The organism is Streptomyces sp. NPDC056479 (assembly GCF_042795335.1).
Taxonomy (GTDB): Bacteria; Actinomycetota; Actinomycetes; order Streptomycetales; family Streptomycetaceae; genus Streptomyces.
Genome location: NZ_JBHTRZ010000014.1, coordinates 86,845 through 107,548, shown reverse-complemented (window position 1 = coordinate 107,548; position 20,704 = coordinate 86,845). Strand labels below are relative to the sequence as shown.

General features: G+C 72.7%; 13 protein-coding genes. 9 read left to right on the top strand and 4 right to left on the bottom strand.

What is annotated here, in order from left to right; genetic code table 11:
• Positions 1-24 precede the first annotated feature (24 nt).
• The 4 genes from ACFQ6S_RS41335 (at position 25) to ACFQ6S_RS41320 (ending at position 10,664) form a co-directional block, all read left to right on the top strand.
• On the top strand, positions 25-3,567 hold the full coding sequence (locus ACFQ6S_RS41335) for a tubulin-like doman-containing protein (protein WP_383420995.1): 3,543 nt from the start codon (positions 25-27) through the stop codon (positions 3,565-3,567).
• Positions 3,564-6,380: a hypothetical protein gene (locus ACFQ6S_RS41330; RefSeq protein ID WP_383420992.1), complete on the top strand. Its 2,817-nt coding sequence runs from the start codon at positions 3,564-3,566 to the stop codon at positions 6,378-6,380. The genes ACFQ6S_RS41335 and ACFQ6S_RS41330 overlap by 4 nt, the downstream gene beginning before the upstream one ends.
• A 76-nt stretch (positions 6,381-6,456) precedes the next feature.
• Positions 6,457-8,607 carry a hypothetical protein gene (locus ACFQ6S_RS41325; protein WP_383420989.1) on the top strand — a complete coding sequence of 717 codons (2,151 nt, stop codon included), beginning with the start codon at positions 6,457-6,459 and terminating at the stop codon, positions 8,605-8,607.
• Positions 8,604-10,664, top strand: coding sequence for a hypothetical protein (locus tag ACFQ6S_RS41320; protein WP_383420986.1), 2,061 nt, complete (start codon positions 8,604-8,606; stop codon positions 10,662-10,664). The genes ACFQ6S_RS41325 and ACFQ6S_RS41320 overlap by 4 nt, the downstream gene beginning before the upstream one ends.
• Before the next feature lie 9 nt (positions 10,665-10,673).
• Here the strand turns inward: ACFQ6S_RS41320 and ACFQ6S_RS41315 are convergent, their stop codons facing one another.
• On the bottom strand, positions 10,674-11,579 hold the full coding sequence (locus ACFQ6S_RS41315) for a GNAT family N-acetyltransferase (protein ID WP_383420983.1): 906 nt from the start codon (positions 11,577-11,579) through the stop codon (positions 10,674-10,676).
• A 211-nt stretch (positions 11,580-11,790) separates the two neighbouring features.
• Here ACFQ6S_RS41315 and ACFQ6S_RS41310 point away from each other — a divergent pair, with 211 nt between their 5' ends.
• The 5 genes from ACFQ6S_RS41310 (at position 11,791) to ACFQ6S_RS41290 (ending at position 18,981) form a co-directional block, all read left to right on the top strand.
• Entirely contained in the window at positions 11,791-13,317 is a 1,527-nt protein-coding gene (locus ACFQ6S_RS41310) for an aldehyde dehydrogenase family protein (protein WP_383420980.1), read from the top strand.
• Positions 13,318-13,390: 73 nt separating this feature from the next.
• The gene (locus ACFQ6S_RS41305; RefSeq protein WP_383420977.1) at positions 13,391-14,920 is read left to right on the top strand and encodes a GMC family oxidoreductase; all 1,530 of its coding nucleotides are present in this window, start codon (positions 13,391-13,393) and stop codon (positions 14,918-14,920) included.
• A 20-nt stretch (positions 14,921-14,940) separates the two neighbouring features.
• On the top strand, positions 14,941-16,071 hold the full coding sequence (locus ACFQ6S_RS41300) for a glycine betaine/L-proline ABC transporter ATP-binding protein (RefSeq protein WP_383421160.1): 1,131 nt from the start codon (positions 14,941-14,943) through the stop codon (positions 16,069-16,071).
• The gene (locus ACFQ6S_RS41295) at positions 16,071-18,020 is read left to right on the top strand and encodes an ABC transporter permease (protein WP_383420974.1); all 1,950 of its coding nucleotides are present in this window, start codon (positions 16,071-16,073) and stop codon (positions 18,018-18,020) included. The genes ACFQ6S_RS41300 and ACFQ6S_RS41295 overlap by 1 nt, the downstream gene beginning before the upstream one ends.
• Before the next feature lies 1 nt (position 18,021).
• Complete coding sequence (locus ACFQ6S_RS41290; RefSeq protein ID WP_383420971.1) at positions 18,022-18,981, top strand: ABC transporter substrate-binding protein; 960 nt, start codon at positions 18,022-18,024, stop codon at positions 18,979-18,981.
• A gap of 4 nt (positions 18,982-18,985) precedes the next feature.
• Here ACFQ6S_RS41290 and ACFQ6S_RS41285 read toward each other — a convergent pair whose 3' ends face one another.
• The 3 genes from ACFQ6S_RS41285 to ACFQ6S_RS41275 are packed head-to-tail and all read right to left on the bottom strand — an operon-like array spanning position 18,986 to position 20,675.
• Positions 18,986-19,720, bottom strand: coding sequence for an isocitrate lyase/phosphoenolpyruvate mutase family protein (locus tag ACFQ6S_RS41285; RefSeq protein WP_383420968.1), 735 nt, complete (start codon positions 19,718-19,720; stop codon positions 18,986-18,988).
• On the bottom strand, positions 19,717-20,163 hold the full coding sequence (locus tag ACFQ6S_RS41280) for a carboxymuconolactone decarboxylase family protein (RefSeq protein ID WP_383420967.1): 447 nt from the start codon (positions 20,161-20,163) through the stop codon (positions 19,717-19,719). Before ACFQ6S_RS41280 ends, ACFQ6S_RS41285 begins: the two co-directional genes overlap by 4 nt.
• Complete coding sequence (locus ACFQ6S_RS41275) at positions 20,160-20,675, bottom strand: carboxymuconolactone decarboxylase family protein (RefSeq protein WP_383420965.1); 516 nt, start codon at positions 20,673-20,675, stop codon at positions 20,160-20,162. The genes ACFQ6S_RS41280 and ACFQ6S_RS41275 overlap by 4 nt, the downstream gene beginning before the upstream one ends.
• Positions 20,676-20,704 lie beyond the last annotated feature (29 nt).

The window sequence follows — 20,704 nt, the reverse complement described above, 5'->3', positions numbered from 1 at the left end:
CGGCCGTGAAGCGGGGAGGAAACCATGAAGATCTTCCAGCCGATGCTCTTCGTCGGCCTGGGCGGCACCGGCGGCCTGGTCGGTGCCGAGCTGGAACGCAGACTGCGCGCCGAACTGTGCGGTCCCGACGGCATGGCACTGAACAGGCAGAGCGGCCATGCCCCGTTCCAACTGCCCGACTGTCTGCAGTTCGTGTACGCGGACTACAGCGAGAGCGACCTTCAGCGGTTGCCGCAGTTCAACGTGGACCAGTCGCTGCGGGCCGCGTACGCCCGCACCTCCCGGGCCACCCACAATCTGCTGCCGAACTTCGACGCCTCCCCGGAGGTGACCAAAATGCTCCGGGCGGTGCTGCGCGACGAGGTCGCCGACTGGCTGCCGCCGCGGATCGACGAGCCGAAGGTCACCCCGCTGCACGCGGGCGCGGGCCAGCTGCCGACCGTGGGCCGGGCCGCCCTGTTCGCCACCCTGCGGCACGGCCTCGGCCCGGTCCTGGAACCGCTGCTCCAGGCGATCGACGCCATCGCCAAGGCGGGCGGCGAGCTGAGCGAGCTCGGCGGGGGCAAGGTCAACGGCTGTGATGTGTTCGTCGCCTTCTCGGTGGCCGGCGGCACCGGGGCCGGGATCTTCCTGGACTATCTCCACCTGATCAACTACGCCTTCCAGCTGCGCCGCTTCGACGGCGTGAAGATCTACCCGCTGGTCGTCATGCCGTCGTCGTTCTCCTCGGCGACCGGCGGCGGCCGCGAGGCGGAGCTCAACGCGGCGCGGGCACTGGTCGACCTGTTCCGGCTGGTGGACACGCAGAACGCGCCGTCGGAGGGCCACGAGATCGGCGATCTCGACCAGGAACTCGGGCTCGGCATCCGCTACCCGGGCATGACCCCGATCCGGCTGCGCACCGGCATCCTGCCCACCGCCTTCCTGTTCAGCCCGACCGCCGGCATCCGCGCGGACGACCTGCGCCGCTCCATCGTCTCCCTGGTGATGTCGCTGATCGGCACCGAACTGGGCGACGGCGGCTCCCGGGGCCGCAAGCTGGCCGCCGACGACGACTTCCAGACCTTCGCGGCCAGCTTCATCAACCGGGGCGTGCAGCGCAGCGCCGTGTCCCCGACCGGGATCGGCCGGCAGGGCGTCTCCACCAGCCTGGTCGCCTCGATGACGGCGCCGATGGACCAGCTGGCCGACCTGGTGGCCGGGCGGCTGCTGCGGCTCGCGGTCACCGACCTGGTGAAGCAGCCGCGTGCCGCGCTGCGGGACGAGGCGGTGCCGATGATCCGGCAGCTGTTCGCCGACTCCCACCTCGAAGAGCTGTGGGAACGCCGGCAGTTGCCGGTGCCCGAGCCCGATCCGCTGCCGCGCGGCGGGAGGAACATCGAGCAGGCGCTCGGCGAGCGCATCGCGGACATGCAGCGGCTGCTGTCCGACCTGCGCGTCGAGGCGGAGCGCGCGGCCATCGCCATGGCCGACCGGTTCGCCCCGCGCCCCGCCATCGACAAACTGCTGCAGACCGTGGACCCCTTCCTCGCCGAACGCATCGTCAGGGGCGTCCCGGACATCGAGGAACCCATCGCCCGGCTCGGCTTCCTCGGCATGCTGGACCATCGTGCCCGCACCCCGCAGCGCCCGCCCGGGGTGGCCGAGCAGCCGCCCAAGATCCCCCGGATCAAGGGCCTGCTGGGTGGCATGGCGCCGGCCCGCTGGGGCGACGACGATGTGCAGGCCGCCATCCAGGAGCAGGACGCCTGGTACCAGTGGCGCTGCCGGCTGGTGTGGCACGAGGCCTGGCGTGAACAGCAGACGCACTGGCAGCCCCAGGCCGACGCGGCGGGCACCGACCTCGGCCGGCTCGTCGGCGCCTTCCGCAGGCACAGCGACCAGGAGAACAAGGCCGCCCAGCAGAAGGCCCACGAGCTGTACGAGGACCGCACCGGCATCTCGTATCTGCTGCCGCCGCAGCGCACCCTCAACCACTTCTACGAGGACGTCGTCAACCGGCTGGTCCGCCGCGAGGGCCTGCGCGAGAACGAGGACGAGGCGGCCCTGCTGCTCAAGCTGGTCGACGGCGACACCTGGCGCCAGGTCCACGCCCAGAGCCGGCGCGACCCGGAGGGTTCGGTGGCCCGCGTCAAGGGGCAGCTGGAGGCCCGGATCACCCGGCTGTTCGCCGAGAGCGGGGCGCACCTGGAGGAGCGGCCGCTGCTGCCGTCCATGGGCACGTTGCTGGCCGCCGCCGCGGGCGACTCGGACGCCAAGGACCAGGTCAGCAAGGAGGCCCTCGATCTGTTCGGGCGGAAGCTGACCGGGCTGCTGCCGGTCGGGTTCACCCCGGAGGGCACCGGGATACTGCGGGTCCTGGTGACGCATCCGCGGGTGCAGGCCGTGGAGGAGGTGCAGGAGTTCCTCGGCAAGACGCTGCGGCTGCCCACCGACGCGAAGAACTCCGTGGAGTACCGGGGAGTGGAGAGCGACTCGATCACCGTCGTCCTCTTCCGCAGCGAGATGAGCCTCACGCAGGTGCCCGAGGCCCGCAAGGTGCTGCGCCAGTGGGCCCGCGCGAAGGACTCCGAGCAGGCCCAGGACGTCCTGCGGTGGCGGCAGCGACTCGGCTACCGGGACAGCTGGATGGTCAGCGGCGAGGACGACCGGCGGGTCATCCTGCACCGTCTGCTGTGCTGCATGTGGAACGGCCAGGTGGACGTCGTCGACGGCGACCCGTCGTCGCCGGACCGGATCCGGCTGCGACTGCACCCCGAGACGGGCACGCACGTCCCCGGCGTGCGGCTGCGGCTGGGGGACTTCCCCGGCGGCGTGTCCAGCTGGGCCGAGCTGCTGCGGTCGTACGAGCGCTGGACGGTCCTGGACGACGAGCGGATCGTCGAGGACTACTGCCGCGAGCTGATGGGTGCTCAGCCGAAGGGTCTGGCCCGGGCCGGCAGCGAACCGCATCCGCTCTTCGTGGACCTGGTCGAGAAGGTCGCCCCGCGTCAGCTGGAGCTGCTGGCCGAGCGCCGGGAGCGGGGCGGCGAGCGGGTCGAGGGCTGGGTGCGCCCGCTGTGGGAGTTCTGGGCGGAGACCCTGCCCGCCGCTCTGGACACCGAGTTCGGCGACCAGCGCGCGGTCCAGCCGACCCTGCGCACCCTGCTGGAACACGTCCGCGGCGGCACCCCGACCGACCCACGCACCCGCGAGGGCTTCTCGACACCCCGGCGTCCGGCACCCGATGAGGACGACTGGGGCACGGCACCGGTCGGCCCGCGCGGCGGCCACGACGACTACGACCGGCCGTACGGCGACGAACGCGGCGCCGCGGAACGCGAGGACCGTCGCCATGACGATCCTGACGACGACTACGGCAGGCGGGGCGGCGAGCGCCGGCCCGACGAACCCGACGACGGCTACGGCGGTTTCGGCGGCGACCGCCGCCACGAGGCCTACGACGACCCCGACCGCGAGGAGCGCCGGGACACGGACGGCCGCGACGGTCGGCGGCGGGCGCCGTGGGACGACGACGAGGCCGCCGACCCCGGCCGGCGCAACCCCTGGGACGGTGACGCGCAGTGAGCACGCCTCAGTCCTTCGGCACCGTCATCCACCTGGACCTGAGGGCCGGGGCGGCGGCGCTGCACAACCCGCCGGCCCTGCGCGCCCGGGTCGCCCAGGAGCTGGGCCGGGCCGGGCTGCCCGAGCCCGACGACCCGCTGTTTCTGGTGGTCGACACCCCGGCCGGGCTCAACGACCACCAGACGCAGTACGAACTGCTCACCGGCTACCGGGCGGTGGGCGAGGTCAGGGTGCTCGTGCTGCTGGTGGGCAGCGCGCCCGGCTCGTTCGCAGGTGAGGAAGGGGACTTCCAGCCGGACCGCCGGCTGCTGCGCCCGTCGGTGCTGCGGGCCACCGGCACCGGGCTGCTGTGGGCCGGTGATCTGCGTTCCGCCCGCACCGCGCTGGAGCAGCCCGCGCCCGACGACCCGGGCGCACTGACGGTCCTGGTCGACGTGCTGTCGGTCCCGGACGTGTACCTCAATGTGCTGGACAGCGTCCAGGCTCTGCCCGAGGCCGTCGCCGCGCCCGGCGTACGGCTGCTGGAGCAGGACCTCCCGCCGGAGGTGCGCGACCGTGCCTGGCGTGACGCGCTCACCCGGTTCGCCGGCGCGGACGACGACCTGGCCCCGGACGTGGTGCTGACCGCTTCTTCCGGCGCCGATCTGCCGGAGCCGCTGCGCGGGCTGGTGGCCGGCCGGGGCGGCCGGGACCTGGGGCACCGGGAACCCGGCGGCATCGCGGACGACGCCCACCGCGCCTGCGCGGACGCCCTCGACTACGCCGACGACGCGCTGGCCGGGCTGCGGACCCTGCCCGGCCTGCTGCGGGCCTCCCGCCGGGAGACGTTCGAGGCCGAGGTCGAGCAGGCGCGCAAGTCGCTCGACGAGTACCGGGACCTCGTCGCCACCGCCCTGCGCAGCGGCGGCGGCACGGCACCGTCCGCCGCCGAGTCGGCGACCCGGCTGGCGGCCCTCGGGCTGCGGGTGCCGTCGGCCGAGGGCATGGGCGAGCGGATCGGCGAGGGGCTGCGGGAGTTCGCCCTGAAACTGCTCGGCCAGGGCCTCGCCCTGCGCTCGGTCGCCCAGCGCTTCACCGGACTGGCCGGGCGGGTGGAGCCGCTGCCGGGCTCGGCGCTGCTGCCGAAACTCGGCCCCCACTCCGCCGAGGCCGTGGCCCGGCAGACGACGGGAGCGGCCGGCACCCAGGTACCCGGGGTGCCGGTGGCCGGTCCGCTGGCGGCGTTCGGGGCGGGGCTGCTCGGCGCGCTGTGGTCGGGACCGTTCCTCGCCCTCGCGGTGCTGGTGCCGCTGCTGTTCGTCGGCATGGCGACGCTCGGGGCGGCCCGGCTGCGGGGTGCGGGACGCCCCGGCCGCTGGGCGGTGGCCCCGAGGGTCGCCGCGCTCTGCGGTGCCGCGGTCGGGGCGGGCGCGGGGTACGCGACCGAACCCCCCGTCTGGCTGGGCACGATCGGCCTGCTGGTCGGGCTCGGGACCGCGGTGGAGACCGTACGCCGGCTCTGGCGCGCGGCGGCCGCGGGCTGGGCGCCCGGTCACACAACTGCCGTACTGCGTCAGGCCCTTGAGGGTCTGGACGCCCTGCTGGCCGAGGCGGTCCGTGAGCACTGGGCCGTCGAGGAGCGCCTGTACTGCGCCGACGCCGCGCGTTCCGTCGCCGGGATGCTGCGGGCGACGGCGGCCGCCGCGGAGGCGGAGGCGGTGCCCGAGCACGCGCGGCTCGCGACGGCCGGGGTGTCCGGCGCCTTCGGTGCGTCCGGCGGCGCGAGCCACGCCGAGGACGACTGGCTCTCCAGCGACCCGGAGGTGGACGGGGACGACGTCTACACCGGGTCGGAGGACGGCGAGACCGACTGGGCGAGCGTGTACGCCTGGGAGGACGAGCCCGCCGAGGAGAAGAACGCGGAGCAGGAGCGGGTGAAGGGCTCCGACGGCGCCCGGAACAGCCGCCCCAAAGGGGCTCCGCGCTGGCTCGAGCGGGAGAGCGGGGAGGGCGGGCCGGAGCTGGTCGCCACCCTGTCCGCCGATCTGACGGACGCCGCGCTCGAAGCCATGAAGCACTACTGGGGCGCGGTCGAGCGCGGCCAGGCCGGCGCCCGCGCCGTCAGGCGCACCGAGGAACGGGTCCGCGAGCTGCTGTCCACGGCCCGCCATCACCTGCGGCACAACGGAGTTCTGGCCCCGCCCCCGTTCGCGTCGGCGCGCCGCGTCCGCGCCAGCTCGGCGAGCCTGCTCGGCACCGACCCCTACGGGCTGGCCGAACTGGTCGGCGCGGACGCCGGCCGGCAGGCCGTGGTGCAGCTGTCCACACCCGAGCAGGGCACGCTGCTCAGCCGTGACCCGGAGGCCGCGGTGTGGCTCAGATTCGCGCCCCGGGCGGTACGCGACGAGGTCGAGAAGTCCTGGCGGGCGAGCGGTTCGGCGCATCCGGAGGACGTCCTGTGGACGTCGTCTGGCCGCTACGCCGGCCTGGTCCGGCTCACCCCACTGCGGATCGGCGTGGTCCACACCGTCCGCTCCCGGCACGGCTCCGGTCCCGACGGGACGGACCCGGACGACGGGAGGGCGCGGACGTACGGCGGGACTAACCCGTACGACCGCACGGACGCGTACGAAAGGGCCGCCGATCGGGACGAGGCGACGAACTCGTACGACCGCGCGGACTCAGACGACCGCACGGACTCATACGACCGCACGGCCTCCTACGACCGTACCGACTCCGACGACTGGCTCGCCGCGGACGACTGGACGGGTTCCGGCGACCGGGAGGGCGGCGATCGCGGGGACGGCGATCGAAGGGACGGCGACCGCTGGTGATGCGCAGCCCGCGTTCCGGTCCGCCGCGCACCCACCCGCACGGCCCGGTGCACATGTACGAACGAAAGGACCGCCGGTGACCAGCACCACGCATTCCCGCCCGCCGGGGCCGGGCGGGCCGCCTCCGGACAAGCTCGCGTTCACCGTGCCGTCGGGGCGCCGACGCGTCACGCCGGTCCGGGTCGGCCGTGAGATCCGCCGCGACCGGCTGCTGCCCCAACTGCTGCGCAGGGCCGTGCTCGACGACGAGGGACAGCAGTGCGTCCAGGTGCGGCTGAGCGCCAAGGACGCCGCGAACCCGGCGGCGCGCGCCCTGCTGGACACCGAGGCGGGCACCGCCGTGCAGCTGTACCAGGTGCTCGGCGACACGGAGTACGAGTCGCTCTTCCCGCGGCTGATCGGCCATGAGCTGGACACGGCCGAGCCGTTCCTGCTCTACGACCCGCCGCGCGGCACGCCCGTCTCGCGGATCCATGTCATGGGCGCGGCCGACCAGGAGATCTTCACCCGCGATCTGATGCTGGCCCTGTGCCTGCTGGAGGGTCAGGGCCTGGTGCCGCGCGGCATCTCGCCCGCCACCGTGCTCTGGGACGGCGCGAAGGTCCAGCTGTGGGGGCTGGAGTCGGTGACCCGGATCGGCCGGCCGAGGCGCCCGTGGGGCCGTTCCCCCTTCTGCCCGCCCGAACAGCGCGGCGGCCAGGGGCTCGCCGACCCCCGGGACGCGGTGTGGAGCGCGGCGCAGGTGCTGTACCGGCTGGCGACCGGGCGCCCCGGCCCCGCCGACCGGCCGCCGGCCGACCTCGCCGAACACCGCAAGCTCGACCAGACGTTGCGGGACGCCTTCGCCCCGGGTGCGGCGGACCGGCCGACGCCCGCCCAGGTGCTGGACCTTCTCGCGCCGGGTTCCGCCCGCCGCGTCCGGGTCGCCGTGCCGCCCGACGAGACCCGCCCGCACCACGAGGCGTTCGAGGAGGCGCTGCGGCTCAAGCGGCAGGCGCCCGCCGCCCCGTCCCGCGGTGGCTCGGGGTCCGAGCAGAGCGGCAACGAGGTGCTCTGCCCGTACTGCCTGGAGACCATCCGGCTCGACCTCGGCAAGCTGTTCGTCACCGACAGCCGGATGCAGTACAAGCCGCTGGACCTCAAGGGCATCAACAACCCGGTGCGGCGGACGGACGTCATGCGCGGCGCCGTCCAGAAGTGCACGGCGGACCGGGAGTTCCCGGCGCACTACATCCCGGTGCCCTATCTGACGTACGGCCGCCCGCTGACCATCGCGATGGTCGGCCAGTCCTCCACCGGCAAGAGCCATCTGCTGACCCAGATGATCGCGGCGATCACCGACGGCGGACTGGAGCCGTTCGGCCTGAAGTGGCAGTCCGTCAATCCGGAGCAGCACGCCCGGTTCGTACGGGACCGGGTGCAGCCGCTGCGCAACGGCAAGGTGCTGAACCACACCCCGGCACTCGGCATGGACGACTTCGCCCGCTTCGTGGAGTCCCTGCTGATCACCGACCCGCGCGGGCAGGTGCGCCCGGTCGCCTTCTTCGACCTCGGCGGCGAGGACCTCGTCCGCACCGACGCGGCGCTGCGGTTCCTGCTCGGCGTCGACGCCCTGGTCTTCGTGGTCGACCCGGCGCTGGCCCTGCCGCTGCCGCAGCTGGACCACGCCAGGGAACGCTGGGGTGTGGAGGTGAACCGGGACGGCGACCTCGCCTTCGGCACGGTCCTGGACCGGCTGCCGAAGCACGGCGGGTATCTGGACGTGCCGTCGGCGGTGGTGCTCGGCAAGGCCGACCTGCTCAGGTTCCAGCCGCCCGTCGACCGGTGGCTGACCCGGCCGCCGGCCACCTCGCTGGACCCGGCGCTGGTGCGCGAGGAGAGCCGGGATCTGTACGGGCTGCTGCGCCGGCACGCGGGCCAGGCGTGGCTGCGCCCCTTCGACGCCGTCCGCCGCTGCACCCTGCACATCGCGTCCGCGACCGGCGGCCAGGAGGACCACGGCCGCTATCCGGCCGGGGCCGGGCCACGGCGGGTGCTGGAGCCGCTGCTGTCGCTGTTCGCCATGCACGGGCTGATCCAACTGCCCGGCGGCGGCGAGGCGTTGGCGGTGGGTGAGACACCCGCGCTGGAGGCGGTGCCGTGGGGCGCGGCCGGTCAGACCGAGACATTCGAGAGTTCGGAAGGGCCCGAGGAGCCCGAGGGATCCGAGGGAGGGGAACTCCGGTGAACGACTTCCAGGACCGGGGCTCGGTGCACCAGGTCGTCTACCGCTGGGAAGGCAACCACGGCCGCCAGGGCACCGGCATGAACGCCGTCGCCCATTCCTGCGACGCCGAGCGCGCCGAGGAACTCGGCCGGGAACTGGGCCCGTTGCTGTGGGTGTCCGGCGCGGCGGCCGCGCGGCCCAGCGTGGTGCGCACCCTGTCCCGCGACGGCGACGTCCTGCTCGTGCAGCGCTGGCCCACCATCGACCGGGGCGGACGGCCCAGCACGGTCAGCCATGTGCTGGTCGGCGGGCCCGGGACCCTGAAGGTGCGTCAGTGTCTCGGGCTCGCGTACGCCGGCTGGGGCAGCCGGGAGAAGGCCGAGACGGTCACCGGGAAGCAGGACGTGGTCGAGTGCGCGAAACTCGACGGGCCGGCGCTCAGGCGGTTGCCGGAGATGCTGGAGAAGCTGCCGTCGGTCAACCACGCACTGACGATGACCGCGGCGGAGTGGCTGCGCGATCCTACGCAGCGCATCTCACTGCTGATGGAGGAGCGGCGGCATCCGGGCTGGCCGGACCAGAGCGCGGTGCCGGTGGTCTACCTCGGGCTGTTCCTGCTCTTCGGACCCTGGCTGGGCCGGCAGTGGACCTTCGCCACGTACGACACGGCCGACAGCCACCCGCTGCAGCTGACCTCGGTCCCGGGCTGGGAACCGGACAGCGGCGGATCCGGCCCGCTGGCCCGGGTCAGGGGAGGCAAGCCGGCCAACCGCAGGTTCGAACTGTGGGCGGCTGCCGAGCTCGTACGGCACGTCCTCGCGAACCCCGAGGCCGACGCCGGAGTGCCGCAGCTGGTCGACCGGCTCCCCGAGGGCGCGACACTGGACTGGGAGCGGCGCCGGGCCCGCCTGAAGGAGATCCTGGGCGCGGACCGGACACCGCCGGCCGGCACGAGGATCCCGGCCTTCGCGCCCGGGTCGCGGCCGGGGGAGGTACGGGAGACTCCTGCGGGGGAGCGGGAGCGGGACCTGGACCGGGACCGGGACCGGGATTCTGCCCGAGCCGCGGTCGCCGCGGAGTCGTATACGGCCTCGTACCCGGAGTCGTACGCGGAGCCCCAACCGGAGCCGCACCTGGACTCGTACGCGGACCCGCACAGGGCGTCCTTTACCGACCCGCACAGGGAGTCCTACACCGACCTGCACAAGGAGTCCTACACCGACCCGTACCCGCACCCCCCGCACCCACCCGCGAACCCCACCTCCGCGCCCCCGCCTCCTCCCACCAGCCCTCCGCACCCCCTCCAGCAGCCCGCCCTCGATCCGAACGGCCCCGACCCCCGCGCCCTGCGCCAGGGGCTCCGTGGCTACCGGCGCGGCGACGTCATGGCGCAGAGCTCCCTGCTGGCGGAGTTGCGCAGGCACCCCGACGGACTGCTGCTGCGTGAGCTGCGGTCGGGTGAACTCCCGCCGGAGTCGATGGAGTTGGTCCTCGATGTGCTGGGCGAACCGCACCGTGTCCAGGTGCGTTCACCGGAGCTGCGGCACGAGCTGTGCGCGGAGGTGCTCCACCACGACCTGTACTTCGCGCCACACGGACCGGGCGCCGAAGGCCGATCGGGAGCCGACCGGGCCTCGCGCGCGGCCCATCTCTTCACCTGGGCCGTCGCGCCGCTCGCCCGGCACGAGCGCCATCAGCGCCAACTCCAGGAACTGCTGTACCGGATGAGCCGTGATCCCCATCCCACCACGGGCAACTGGCTCCGGCAGAGCATCATCGAGCCGCCGAACGGTCAGGTCCCCGATCTGCCGCCGGTGGTGTGGAGCCGGCTGCTGGCGAATGCGCTGGTCCGGGTCAACAAGCCGCCGCACGCCGCGCCTCCGGCACCAACGGCTCCTCCGCCGGGGCACCGCACCACCGTCCCGGCGCCCTTGGCGCCCCTGCCGCCGGACCATCCGCCGAGGCCGCTCATGGCCAGGATCTCCGACCGGGTCGGCAGCGCCGGCTGTCTGCTCGCGGGCGGCCTCGGCTTCTGCGTCGCCGGCATGGTCGTCGTGGTCGCCTGGTTCCTCAGCTGACAAGTCCGCTCAGTGCGCCAGCCGCTTCTCGAACCAGTGGCTGGCGTAGACGTGGTCGTCGTACGCCGGGATCTCCGTGTATCCGCACGCCCGGTACATGGCCTGCGCCTCGGTGAGCGCGGCATGCGTGTCGAGGCGTACGACGGTCAAGTGACGTGCGGCGGCCTCCTGTTCGAGCGCGGCGAGCAGCCGGCGTGCGAGGCCGAGGCGGCGGGCGGCGGGGGCCACCCAGACGTGGCGGATCTCGCCGACGCCGGGTTCCGTGCGGCGCAGGGCGCCGCAGCCCACCGGGCTGCCCTCCTCATGGGCGACGAAGAACGCGCCGGCGTCGCCGGACACCTCCTCGGGCCGTACGAGGTCGTTCTTGTCGAACCCTTCGGGGAACCGCTCGTCGATGTCGGCCGCGTAGGCGTCCAGGCAGGCGCGGGCGTCCGGTGCGGCCCCGTCGACGAGGGCGACGGTGATGCCGGCGAGCCGCAGCAGGCGCTGGGCGGTGGCCATGGCCTCGGTCAGTGCGGTGCGCTGCGGATCGCTGAGGCCTTCGAGCAGGCCTGCGGCGGCCGTGTGCGCCCGCCGGTTCTGCTCCTCGACCTCCACCCGCCCGGCCGGCGTCAGGCCGATGACGCGCAGCCGGCTGTCCTGCGGGTGCGTGCTCAGCGTGACCATGCCCTGGGCCTCGAGCGCCTTGGCCATCCGGCTCAGATACCCGGCGTCCAGCCCCAGCCGGCTCCTGAGCTCCCGCAGCGACGCCCCGTCCCCGACCTCGAACAGCAGCCGGGCCTCGCCGAGCGGACGGTCCTGGCCGAGGTAGTGGTCGTCCAGTACGCCGATGCGGCGCGTGAAGTAACGGTTGAACCGGCGGAAGGCCGTGACCTGGTCCGTCGACACCGGTTCCGTGTTTCTCACTGGCTCCATACTTCTTTGACCTTAGTCAAAGAACTCGCCGGAGTCCATGGCTGAGGCGCTTGCCTATTTCATCCGGTTTGCCCGCATGTTCAGTGACACAGCGCACTTTCGGCCATGGATCGCGCATGCATCCGAAGGCCAGGGGCAGGCGCACTCGGTCCCGTGAGCGGCACACATGTGACACAGGGGCTCTGAACAGGAACGGAAGGCAACACCGATCATGGCGGAAAGTACGGAACTCCAGGCACGCGGCACCATTCACGCGGGAGGGGAATGGCGGGCGGCCGTCTCCGGCGCGACGCGCGAGATCCTCGACCCCGCGGACGGGGTGCCGTTCGCCGTGGTCGCGGAGGGTGACGAGAAGGACACCGACCTCGCGGTGGATGCCGCACGCCGCGCCTTCGACGGCGGCCAGGGCGAGTGGCCCCGCACCCCCGTCGCCGAGCGGGCCGCCCTGCTGCGCCGCGTGGCCGACCTGCTCGTGCGCGACCGCGAGGCGCTCGGGCTGCTGGAGAGCCGTGACGCCGGGAAGACCGTCGAGGAGGGCCGGGTCGACATCGACTGTGTCGCCGACGCCTTCCGCTACTTCGCCGACCTGGTCGCCGCCGAGGCCCCGGGCCGGGTCGTCGACGCGGGCTCGCCCGACATCCACAGCGTCGTCGTCCATGAACCGGTCGGCGTGTGCGCGCTGATCACGCCCTGGAACTACCCGCTCCTCCAGGCCAGCTGGAAGATCGCGCCCGCGCTCGCCGCCGGCAACACCTTCGTCGTCAAGCCCAGCGAGATCACCCCGCTGACGACGATCGCCCTGATCGAGCTGCTCGTCGAGGCCGGTCTGCCCGCCGGTGTCGCCAACATCGTCACCGGACCCGGCCACTCCGTCGGCGCCCGCCTCTCCGAGCACCCCGGCGTCGACCTCGTCTCCTTCACCGGCGGTCTGATCAGCGGCACCAAGGTGGCCCAGGCCGCGGCGCCCACCGTCAAGAAGGTCGCCCTCGAACTCGGCGGCAAGAACCCCAACGTCGTCTTCGCCGACGCCTGCGCCACCGACGAGGCCTTCGACACCGCCGTCGACCAGGCCCTCAACGCCGCCTTCATCCACAGCGGCCAGGTCTGCTCGGCCGGCGCCCGCCTGATCATCGAGGAGTCGGTCAGGGACCGCTTCGTCGCCGAGCTGGCGCGCAGGGCCGACCGCATCCGCATCGGCCGCGGCACCGCCGACGGCGTCGAGTGCGGCCCCCTCGTCTCCGAGCAGCAGCGCGCCAAGGTCGAGGGGTACGTCGAGTCCGCGCTCAAGGAGGGCGCGGTGCTGCGCTCCGGCGGCAAGCGCCCCGCGCCGTCCCCGGAGCGGCCGGAGAGCGGCTACTTCTACGAGCCCACGCTGCTCGACCACTGCCACCGCGAGATGAAGGTCGTCCGCGAGGAGGTCTTCGGCCCGGTCCTCACCGTCGAGACCTTCCGTACCGAGGACGAGGCGGTCGCCCTCGCCAACGACACCGAGTACGGCCTCGCGGGCGCCGTGTGGACCGCCGACGCCGGCCGCGCCCGCCGTGTCGCCGGCCGCCTTCGGCACGGCACCGTCTGGATCAACGACTTCCACCCCTACCTCCCGCAGGCGGAGTGGGGCGGCTTCGGCAAGAGCGGGGTGGGCCGCGAACTCGGCCCCGCCGGACTCGCCGAGTACCGCGAGGCCAAGCACGTCTACCAGAACCTCGCGCCGCAGCCCGTCCGCTGGTTCGCCGGCTGACCCGGCCCGTCCCCTCCCCGTAGGCCGCCGGCGTGAGCCGTCGGCCTCGCAAGTCCCCTGGAGTTACCCGCACATGTCCGAGAACCCCCCTGTCTACGACTACGTCGTCATCGGCGGCGGCACGGCCGGCTCGGTCATCGCCTCCCGACTGACGGAGAACCCCGACGTCACCGTCGCGGTCATCGAGGGCGGCCCCAGCGACGTCGGCAGGGACGACGTCCTCACCCTGCGCCGCTGGATGGGCCTGCTCGGCGGCGAGCTGGACTACGACTACCCCACCACCGAGCAGCCACGCGGCAACTCGCACATCCGGCACAGCCGCGCCCGCGTCCTGGGCGGCTGCTCCTCGCACAACACCCTCATCGCCTTCAAGCCGCTGCCGTCCGACTGGGACGAGTGGGAGGAGGCCGGCGCCAAGGGCTGGGGCGCGGTGCCGATGGAGGCGTACTACGCCCGGCTCGAGAACAACATCGTCCCGGTCGACGAGAACGACCGGAACGCCATCGCCCGTGACTTCGTCGACGCGGCTGAGGACGCGCTCGGCGTCCCGCGCGTCGAGGGCTTCAACAAGCAGCCCTTCACCGAGGGCGTCGGCTTCTTCGACCTCGCCTACCACCCCGAGAACAACAAGCGCTCCTCGGCGTCGGTGGCGTATCTGCACCCGGTGATGGACGAGCGCGACAACCTCACGATCCTGCTGGAGACCTGGGCGTACCGGCTGGAGCTGAACGGCCCCCGCGCCGAGGGCGTGCACGTGCGCACCAAGGACGGCGAGGAGACCCTGATCCGCGCCCGGCGCGAGGTCGTCCTGTGCGCCGGCGCCGTCGACTCGCCCCGGCTGCTGATGCACTCCGGCATCGGCCCGCGCGAGGACCTCACCCGGCTGGGCATCCCGGTCGTCCACGACCTGCCGGGCGTCGGCGAGAACCTGCTCGACCACCCCGAGTCGGTGATCGTCTGGGAGACCGACGGCCCGATCCCGGAGAACTCCGCGATGGACTCCGACGCCGGCCTGTTCGTGCGCCGCGACCCCGAACACCAGGGCCCGGACCTGATGTTCCACTTCTACCAGGTCCCGTTCACGGACAACCCCGAGCGACTGGGCTACCAGCGGCCGCAGTTCGGCGTCTCGATGACCCCGAACATCCCCAAGCCCAAGAGCCGCGGCCGGCTTTATCTCACCAGCGCCGATCCGTCCGTCAAGCCCGCGCTGGACTTCCGCTACTTCACCGACGAGGACGACTACGACGCCCGCACCCTCGTCGACGGCATCCGCATCGCCCGCGAGATCGCCGGCACCGAGCCGCTGGCGACCTGGCTCAAGCGCGAGGTGTGCCCCGGTCCCGGGATCACCGGCGACGAGGAGCTGAGCGAGTACGCGCGCAAGGTCGCGCACACCGTGTACCACCCGGCCGGCACCTGTCGCATGGGCGCCGCCGACGACGAACTGGCCGTGGTCGACCCGCAGTTGCGGATCCGCGGCCTGCAAGGAATTCGTATCGCCGACGCCTCCGTCTTCCCGACGATCACCGCCGTGAACCCGATGATCGGGGTGCTCATGGTCGGTGAGAAGGCCGTCGACCTGATTGGAGGTGAGGCGTGATGAGTACGACCACCAACACGATGCCCGAGACGCCCGAGACGCCCGAGACCCGTAAGCCGCCGACCGCGCCGGTCTTCTCCGTCGAGGGCCTGTGGAAGGTCTTCGGCCCCAAGGCGCACCGAGTCCCCGCCGACCCGGAGCTGGCCGCGCTCGCGCCCGCCGAGCTGCGTACCCGCACCGGCTGCACGGCGGCCGTCCAGGACGTGTCCTTCGACGTCCGCAAGGGCGAGGTCTTCGTCGTCATGGGCCTGTCCGGCTCCGGCAAGTCCACACTGGTGCGCTGTCTGACCCGGCTCATCGAGCCGACGGCGGGCTCCATAGCCATCGACGGCGAGGATGTCCGCGCCATGGACAAGACCCGGCTGCGCGAACTGCGCCGCCACCGCGCCGCGATGGTCTTCCAGCACTTCGGCCTGCTGCCGCACCGCACGGTCCTGGACAACGTGGCGTACGGCCTGGAGATCCAGGGCGTCGGCAAGGCGGAACGCCGTGAGCGGGCCGCCGAGGTGGTGGCCAAGGTCGGCCTGGAGGGCATGGAGCACCGCAGGCCGGGCCAGCTCTCCGGCGGTCAGCGCCAGCGTGTCGGCCTCGCGCGGGCGCTCGCGGTGGACCCGCAGGTCCTCCTCTTCGACGAGCCGTTCAGCGCGCTCGACCCGCTGATCCGGCGGGACATGCAGGAGGAGGTCGTCCGCCTGCACCGCGAGGAGGGCCGCACGATGGTCTTCATCACCCATGACCTCAGCGAGGCCCTGAAGCTCGGCGACCGCATCGCCCTGATGCGCGACGGACGCGTGGTCCAGCTCGGAACCCCCGAGGAGATCGTGGGCTCCCCGGCCGACGACTACGTCCGCGAGTTCGTCCGGGACGTCCCGCGCGAACAGGTCCTGACCGTCCGTACGGCCATGCGCCCCGCCTCGGCCGACGAGGCCGGCAACGGCCCGGCCCTCGCGCCGGACGCGACCGTGTCCGAGGCGATCGAGGCCGTGGCGCGCAGCGGTGCCCCGGCCCGGGTCATGGACGCCGGACGCTGTCTCGGCGTGGTCGACCACGAGCGGCTGCTCGGCGTCGTGGCGGGGACGGCTCACAGCGCCCCGGCAGGGTCGGGGCACGGTGCCGCGGCGGCGCCGGGGAAGAGCAAGGAGGTGGCTTGATGGCCACCGTCACCGCCACCGCGCCGCGCACCGCGCTGCCCGGCTTCCTCAAACGCCCCGGCGTCCGCAAGCTCCTGCTGCTCGCGCTCGTCGCCGCGATCCTCGTTCCGCTGGCCGACGTCCGGTGGGCGAGCGGCACCTGGCCCGGCGCCCTGACCGTCGACGTCTCCGAACCGCTGACCAAGGTCAGTGACTGGATCATCGACAACCGCGACAGCCACCCGCTGTTCCTCTACTTCTTCGGGCACATCAGCAAGGCGGTCATCCTCTCCGTACACGCCGTGTACCTGGTGCTGCTCGCGGCCGGATGGGCCGGCGTCACCGCCGCAGCGTCCCTGATCGCCTGGCGCGTCGCGGGCCCACGGCTCGCCGCCGGTACCGCTGCCGCGTTCATGGCCTGCGGCTTCCTCGGCATGTGGGTGCCGACCATGCAGACCCTCGCGCTGATGGTCGTGGCGGTCCTCGCCTCGGTCGTCGTGGGCATGCTGCTGGGGCTCGCCGCCGGGCTGTCCGACCGTATGGATCGGCTGCTGCGCCCTGTCCTGGACACCATGCAGGTGCTCCCGGCGTACGCCTACCTGCTCCCCGTCGTCCTGGTCTTCGGCATGGGCGTCCCCGCCGCCGTCCTGGCCACCGTCGTCTACGCCGCCCCGCCGATGGCCCGCCTCACCGCCCTCGGCCTGCGCGGCGCCGACAAGGAGGTGCTGGAGGCCGTCGAGTCGCTCGGCACCACCGCTCGGCAGCGCCTGCTGACCGCCCGGATCCCGCTGGCCCGCAAGGAACTCCTGCTCGGCCTCAATCAGACGATCATGATGGCGCTGTCCATGGCGGTCATCGCGTCGGTGATCGGCGCGGGCGGCCTCGGTGACCGCGTCTACCAGGCCCTGGCCTCGGTCGACGTCGGCGCCGCGCTCGCGGCCGGCATCCCGATCGTGCTGCTCGCCGTCGTACTGGACCGCGTGACCGGCGCGGCAGGGGAGCGCCTCGGTGAGGACCCCCACCCGAACGGCCGGGCGCGCTGGCTGTACGCCCTGATCGCCACCGTGGTCATAGCCGTCGCCGCGCGTCTGGCGGGCGGCCTCGACTGGCCCGACGCCTGGGTGCTGAACATCGCCGAGCCGGTGAACCGCGCCGTCGACTGGATGACCGACCACCTCTACTCCGGCGTGCCCGTCATCGGCGGCACCGCCGACTGGGCGGCCCACTTCACCACCTGGATCCTCGACCCCCTGCGCGACGGCCTGCAGTGGCTGCCCTGGTGGTCGGTCCTGCTGATCGTCGCCGCGCTCGCCTGGCTGATCGGCACCTGGCGCACCGCGCTGACCGCCGTGCTCGCCATGGCCGCGATCGGCGTGCTCGGTGTGTGGAACCCGTCCCTCGACACCCTCTCCCAGGTCCTGGCGGCCGTCGCCGTCACCCTGGTGCTGGGCTTCGCGACCGGTATCGCGGCCGCCCGCAGCGACCGCGTCGAGCGGATGCTGCGGCCGGTGCTGGACGTGTTCCAGACGATGCCGCAGTTCGTGTACCTGATCCCGGTGGTGGCGCTGTTCGGTGTCGGCCGGGCGCCCGCGGTCGCCGCGGCCGTCGTCTACGCGCTGCCCGCCGTGGTCCGCATCACCACCCAGGGTCTGCGCCAGGTCGACCCGGCCGCCCTGGAGTCGGCCCGCTCGCTCGGCGCGACCCCGGCCCAGCAACTGCGCCAGGTCCAGCTCCCGCTCGCCCGGCCCGCCCTGCTGCTCGCCGTCAACCAGGGCGTCGTCCTGGTCCTCGCCGTCGTCATCATCGGCGGCCTGGTCGGCGGTGGCGCGCTCGGCTACGAGGTCGTCGCCGGTCTCGCGCGGGGCGACCTGGCGACCGGTCTGGTGGCGGGAGCCGCGATCGTCTGCCTGGGCCTGATGCTGGACCGGGTGACCCAGCCGACCGAACGCCGCGCGAAGAAGGGAGCCTGACATGCGCATTCGTACGACGACCGCCCTCGTGGCCGGCGTGTCCTCCCTGGCGCTGCTGAGCGGCTGCGGTGCCGCCGACATGACCAAGCAGTCCTCGCCGTTCGCCAACGCGCAGGGCGCCAAGACCGTGACGCTGTCCGTGCAGTCCTGGGTCGGCGCCCAGGCCAACGTCGCCGTCGCCCAGTACCTCCTGGAGCACGAGCTCGGCTACCGCGTCGACACCGTGCAGGTCGACGAGATCCCCGCCTGGGACGCGCTCAGCCAGGGCCGGGTCGACGCGATCATGGAGGACTGGGGTCACCCGGACGAGGAGCAGCGGTACGTCAAGGACAAGAAGACGATCGTGCCCGGCGGCGACCTCGGGGTCACCGGGCACATCGGCTGGTACGTCCCGACGTACTTCGCCAAGGCCCACCCGGAGGTCACCGACTGGAAGAACCTCAACAAGTACGCCGAGCAGATGCGCACGGCGGAGAGCGGCGGCAAGGGCCAGCTGATGGACGGCTCGCCGTCCTATGTCACCAACGACAAGGCGCTGGTGAACAACCTGGACCTGAACTACCAGGTGGTGTTCGCCGGTTCGGAGGCCGCGCAGATCACGCAGATCAAGCAGTTCGCCAAGGAGAAGAAGCCCTTCCTGACGTACTGGTACGAGCCGCAGTGGCTGTTCAAGAAGGTCCCGATGACCGAGGTGAAGCTGCCGGCGTACAAGGACGGCTGCGACGCGGACCCGGAGAAGGTCGCCTGCGCCTATCCGCACACCCCGCTGCAGAAGTACCTCAACGCCGACTTCTCCAAGGACGGCGGCCAGGCGGCGGCCCTGCTGAAGAAGTTCAAGTGGACGACCGAGGACCAGAACGAGGTCTCCCTGATGATCGCCGAGCAGCGGCTGTCGCCCGAGGCGGCGGCGAAGAAGTGGGCGGACAGCCACGAGTCCACGTGGAAGGCGTGGCTGTCCTGACCCCCTAGTTCAGCCGCGCCGTGATCTCCCGCAGCGCCTCGGCGGCGCTGCGCTGGAGTCCCGGCCCGAACGTGATGCGGGTGGCCCCGAGTTCACCGAGTTCGGTGGACGAGGGGTCCCCGCTCACCGTGCCGTGCACATTGACCGGCCCCTTGATCCCGGACCGCAGCAGCGGGAGCACGTCGACGGGGGCGCCGATCGGATACACGCAGTCGGCGCCCGCGGCCACGTACAACGCGGCCCGCTCGATGGCCTGTTCGGTGGCCTCCTTGGGGTCGGCACCCTCGCGTGCCCGGATGAACGTGTCGATCCGGGCGTTGACGAAGAGCCGGTCGGCGGCGGCGTGCCGTACCTCGGAGAGCCAGTCCGCGTGCGCGCGCGGGGCCTTGAGGGCACCGCCCTCGGAGTCCTCCAGGTTGCACCCCACGGCACCGGTCGCCAGCAGCCGCTCCACCAGCTCCTTCGGCGGGATCCCGTATCCGCCCTCGATGTCCGCCGACACCGGGACGTCGACGGCGCGCACGATCCGCGCGACGGCCGCGAACATCTCGTCGGCCGGGGTCTGCCCGTCCTCGTACCCGAGGGAGGCGGCGACGCCCGCGCTGGGCGTGGCCAGCGCCGGGTACCCGGCCTCGACGAAGACCCGGGCACTCGCGGCGTCCCAGGGACCCGGCAGGACCAGCGGGTCGCCGGGGGAGCGGCGCCGGTGGAGCGCGCGGAAGGTCTCGACCTTGGTCACGGTGTGTATCCCCCTGGTGGAATGCGGCGGCCGACCATCACCCGGTTCCAGTTGTTGATGGCGACGATCAGCGCGATGAGATGGGCGAGTCGGACGTCGTCGAAGTGGGCGGCGGCACGGTCGTACACATCATCGGGCACGAAACCGTCCGTGAGAACGGTGACCGCCTCGGTCAGCGCGAGTGCGGCGCGTTCCCGCTCGTCGAACAGGCCCTCGGCCTCCTCCCAGGCGGCCAGCATGTCCAACTGCCCTTCGCCCACCCCGTACTTGCGGGCGATGCCGAGATGCATGTCCAGACAGAACGCGCACCGGTTGAGCTGGGAGGCCCGGAGCACGACGAGCTCGGCGAGGGCCGGGTCGCCGAGCCCTTTCTTGGCGGCCGCGCTGACGGCCGACATGGCCTGGGCGACGGCGGGGTCGAGGAGCCGGGTGCGTCGGCTCACGAATGCTGCCCCGGGCGGTGGTGCCCCGGAGTCATACGGCAGGTCACCCCGAACCGGTTCCAGGCGTTGATCACCGCGATCGCGGAGATCAGCTGGGCCAGCTCGGCCTCCTCGAAGTGCGCGGCGGCACGGTCGTACACCTCGTCGGGCACGAAGCCGTCCGTCAGGACGGTGACGGCCTCCGTCAGTTGGATCGCCGCGAGCTCCTTCTCGGTGTAGAAGTGCGCCGACTCCTCCCAGGCGCTGAGCTGGATGATCCGCTCGACGCTCTCGCCGGCCGCGAGGGCGTCCTTGGTGTGCATGTCGATGCAGAACGCGCAGTGGTTGAGCTGCGAGGCACGGATCTTCACCAGCTCGTACAGCCGGGGTTCGAGGCCCTTACGGGCGGCCGCGTCGACACGGACCATCGCCTTGTAGACCTCGGGGGCGTGCTTGGCCCAGTTCAGGCGCGCGGGACGCTCGGCCGCGTACTCGGCCGTCCTGGTGTCGGGGGTGCTGTCGATCGTTGTCATGGTGTCGACCCTAGGAGCGAAGCAGCCCA

Bases quoted from the DNA above. Each gene is read 5' to 3' on its own strand.
- ACFQ6S_RS41335 (WP_383420995.1), top strand. From the start codon at position 25: ATGAAGATCTTCCAGCCGATGCTCTTCGTCGGCCTGGGCGGCACCGGC.
- ACFQ6S_RS41290 (WP_383420971.1), top strand. From the start codon at position 18,022: ATGCGCATTCGTACGACGACCGCCCTCGTGGCCGGCGTGTCCTCCCTG.
- ACFQ6S_RS41295 (WP_383420974.1), top strand. From the start codon at position 16,071: ATGGCCACCGTCACCGCCACCGCGCCGCGCACCGCGCTGCCCGGCTTC.
- ACFQ6S_RS41275 (WP_383420965.1), bottom strand. From the start codon at position 20,675: ATGACAACGATCGACAGCACCCCCGACACCAGGACGGCCGAGTACGCG.
- ACFQ6S_RS41315 (WP_383420983.1), bottom strand. From the start codon at position 11,579: ATGGAGCCAGTGAGAAACACGGAACCGGTGTCGACGGACCAGGTCACG.
- ACFQ6S_RS41310 (WP_383420980.1), top strand. From the start codon at position 11,791: ATGGCGGAAAGTACGGAACTCCAGGCACGCGGCACCATTCACGCGGGA.
- ACFQ6S_RS41300 (WP_383421160.1), top strand. From the start codon at position 14,941: ATGCCCGAGACGCCCGAGACGCCCGAGACCCGTAAGCCGCCGACCGCG.
- ACFQ6S_RS41305 (WP_383420977.1), top strand. From the start codon at position 13,391: ATGTCCGAGAACCCCCCTGTCTACGACTACGTCGTCATCGGCGGCGGC.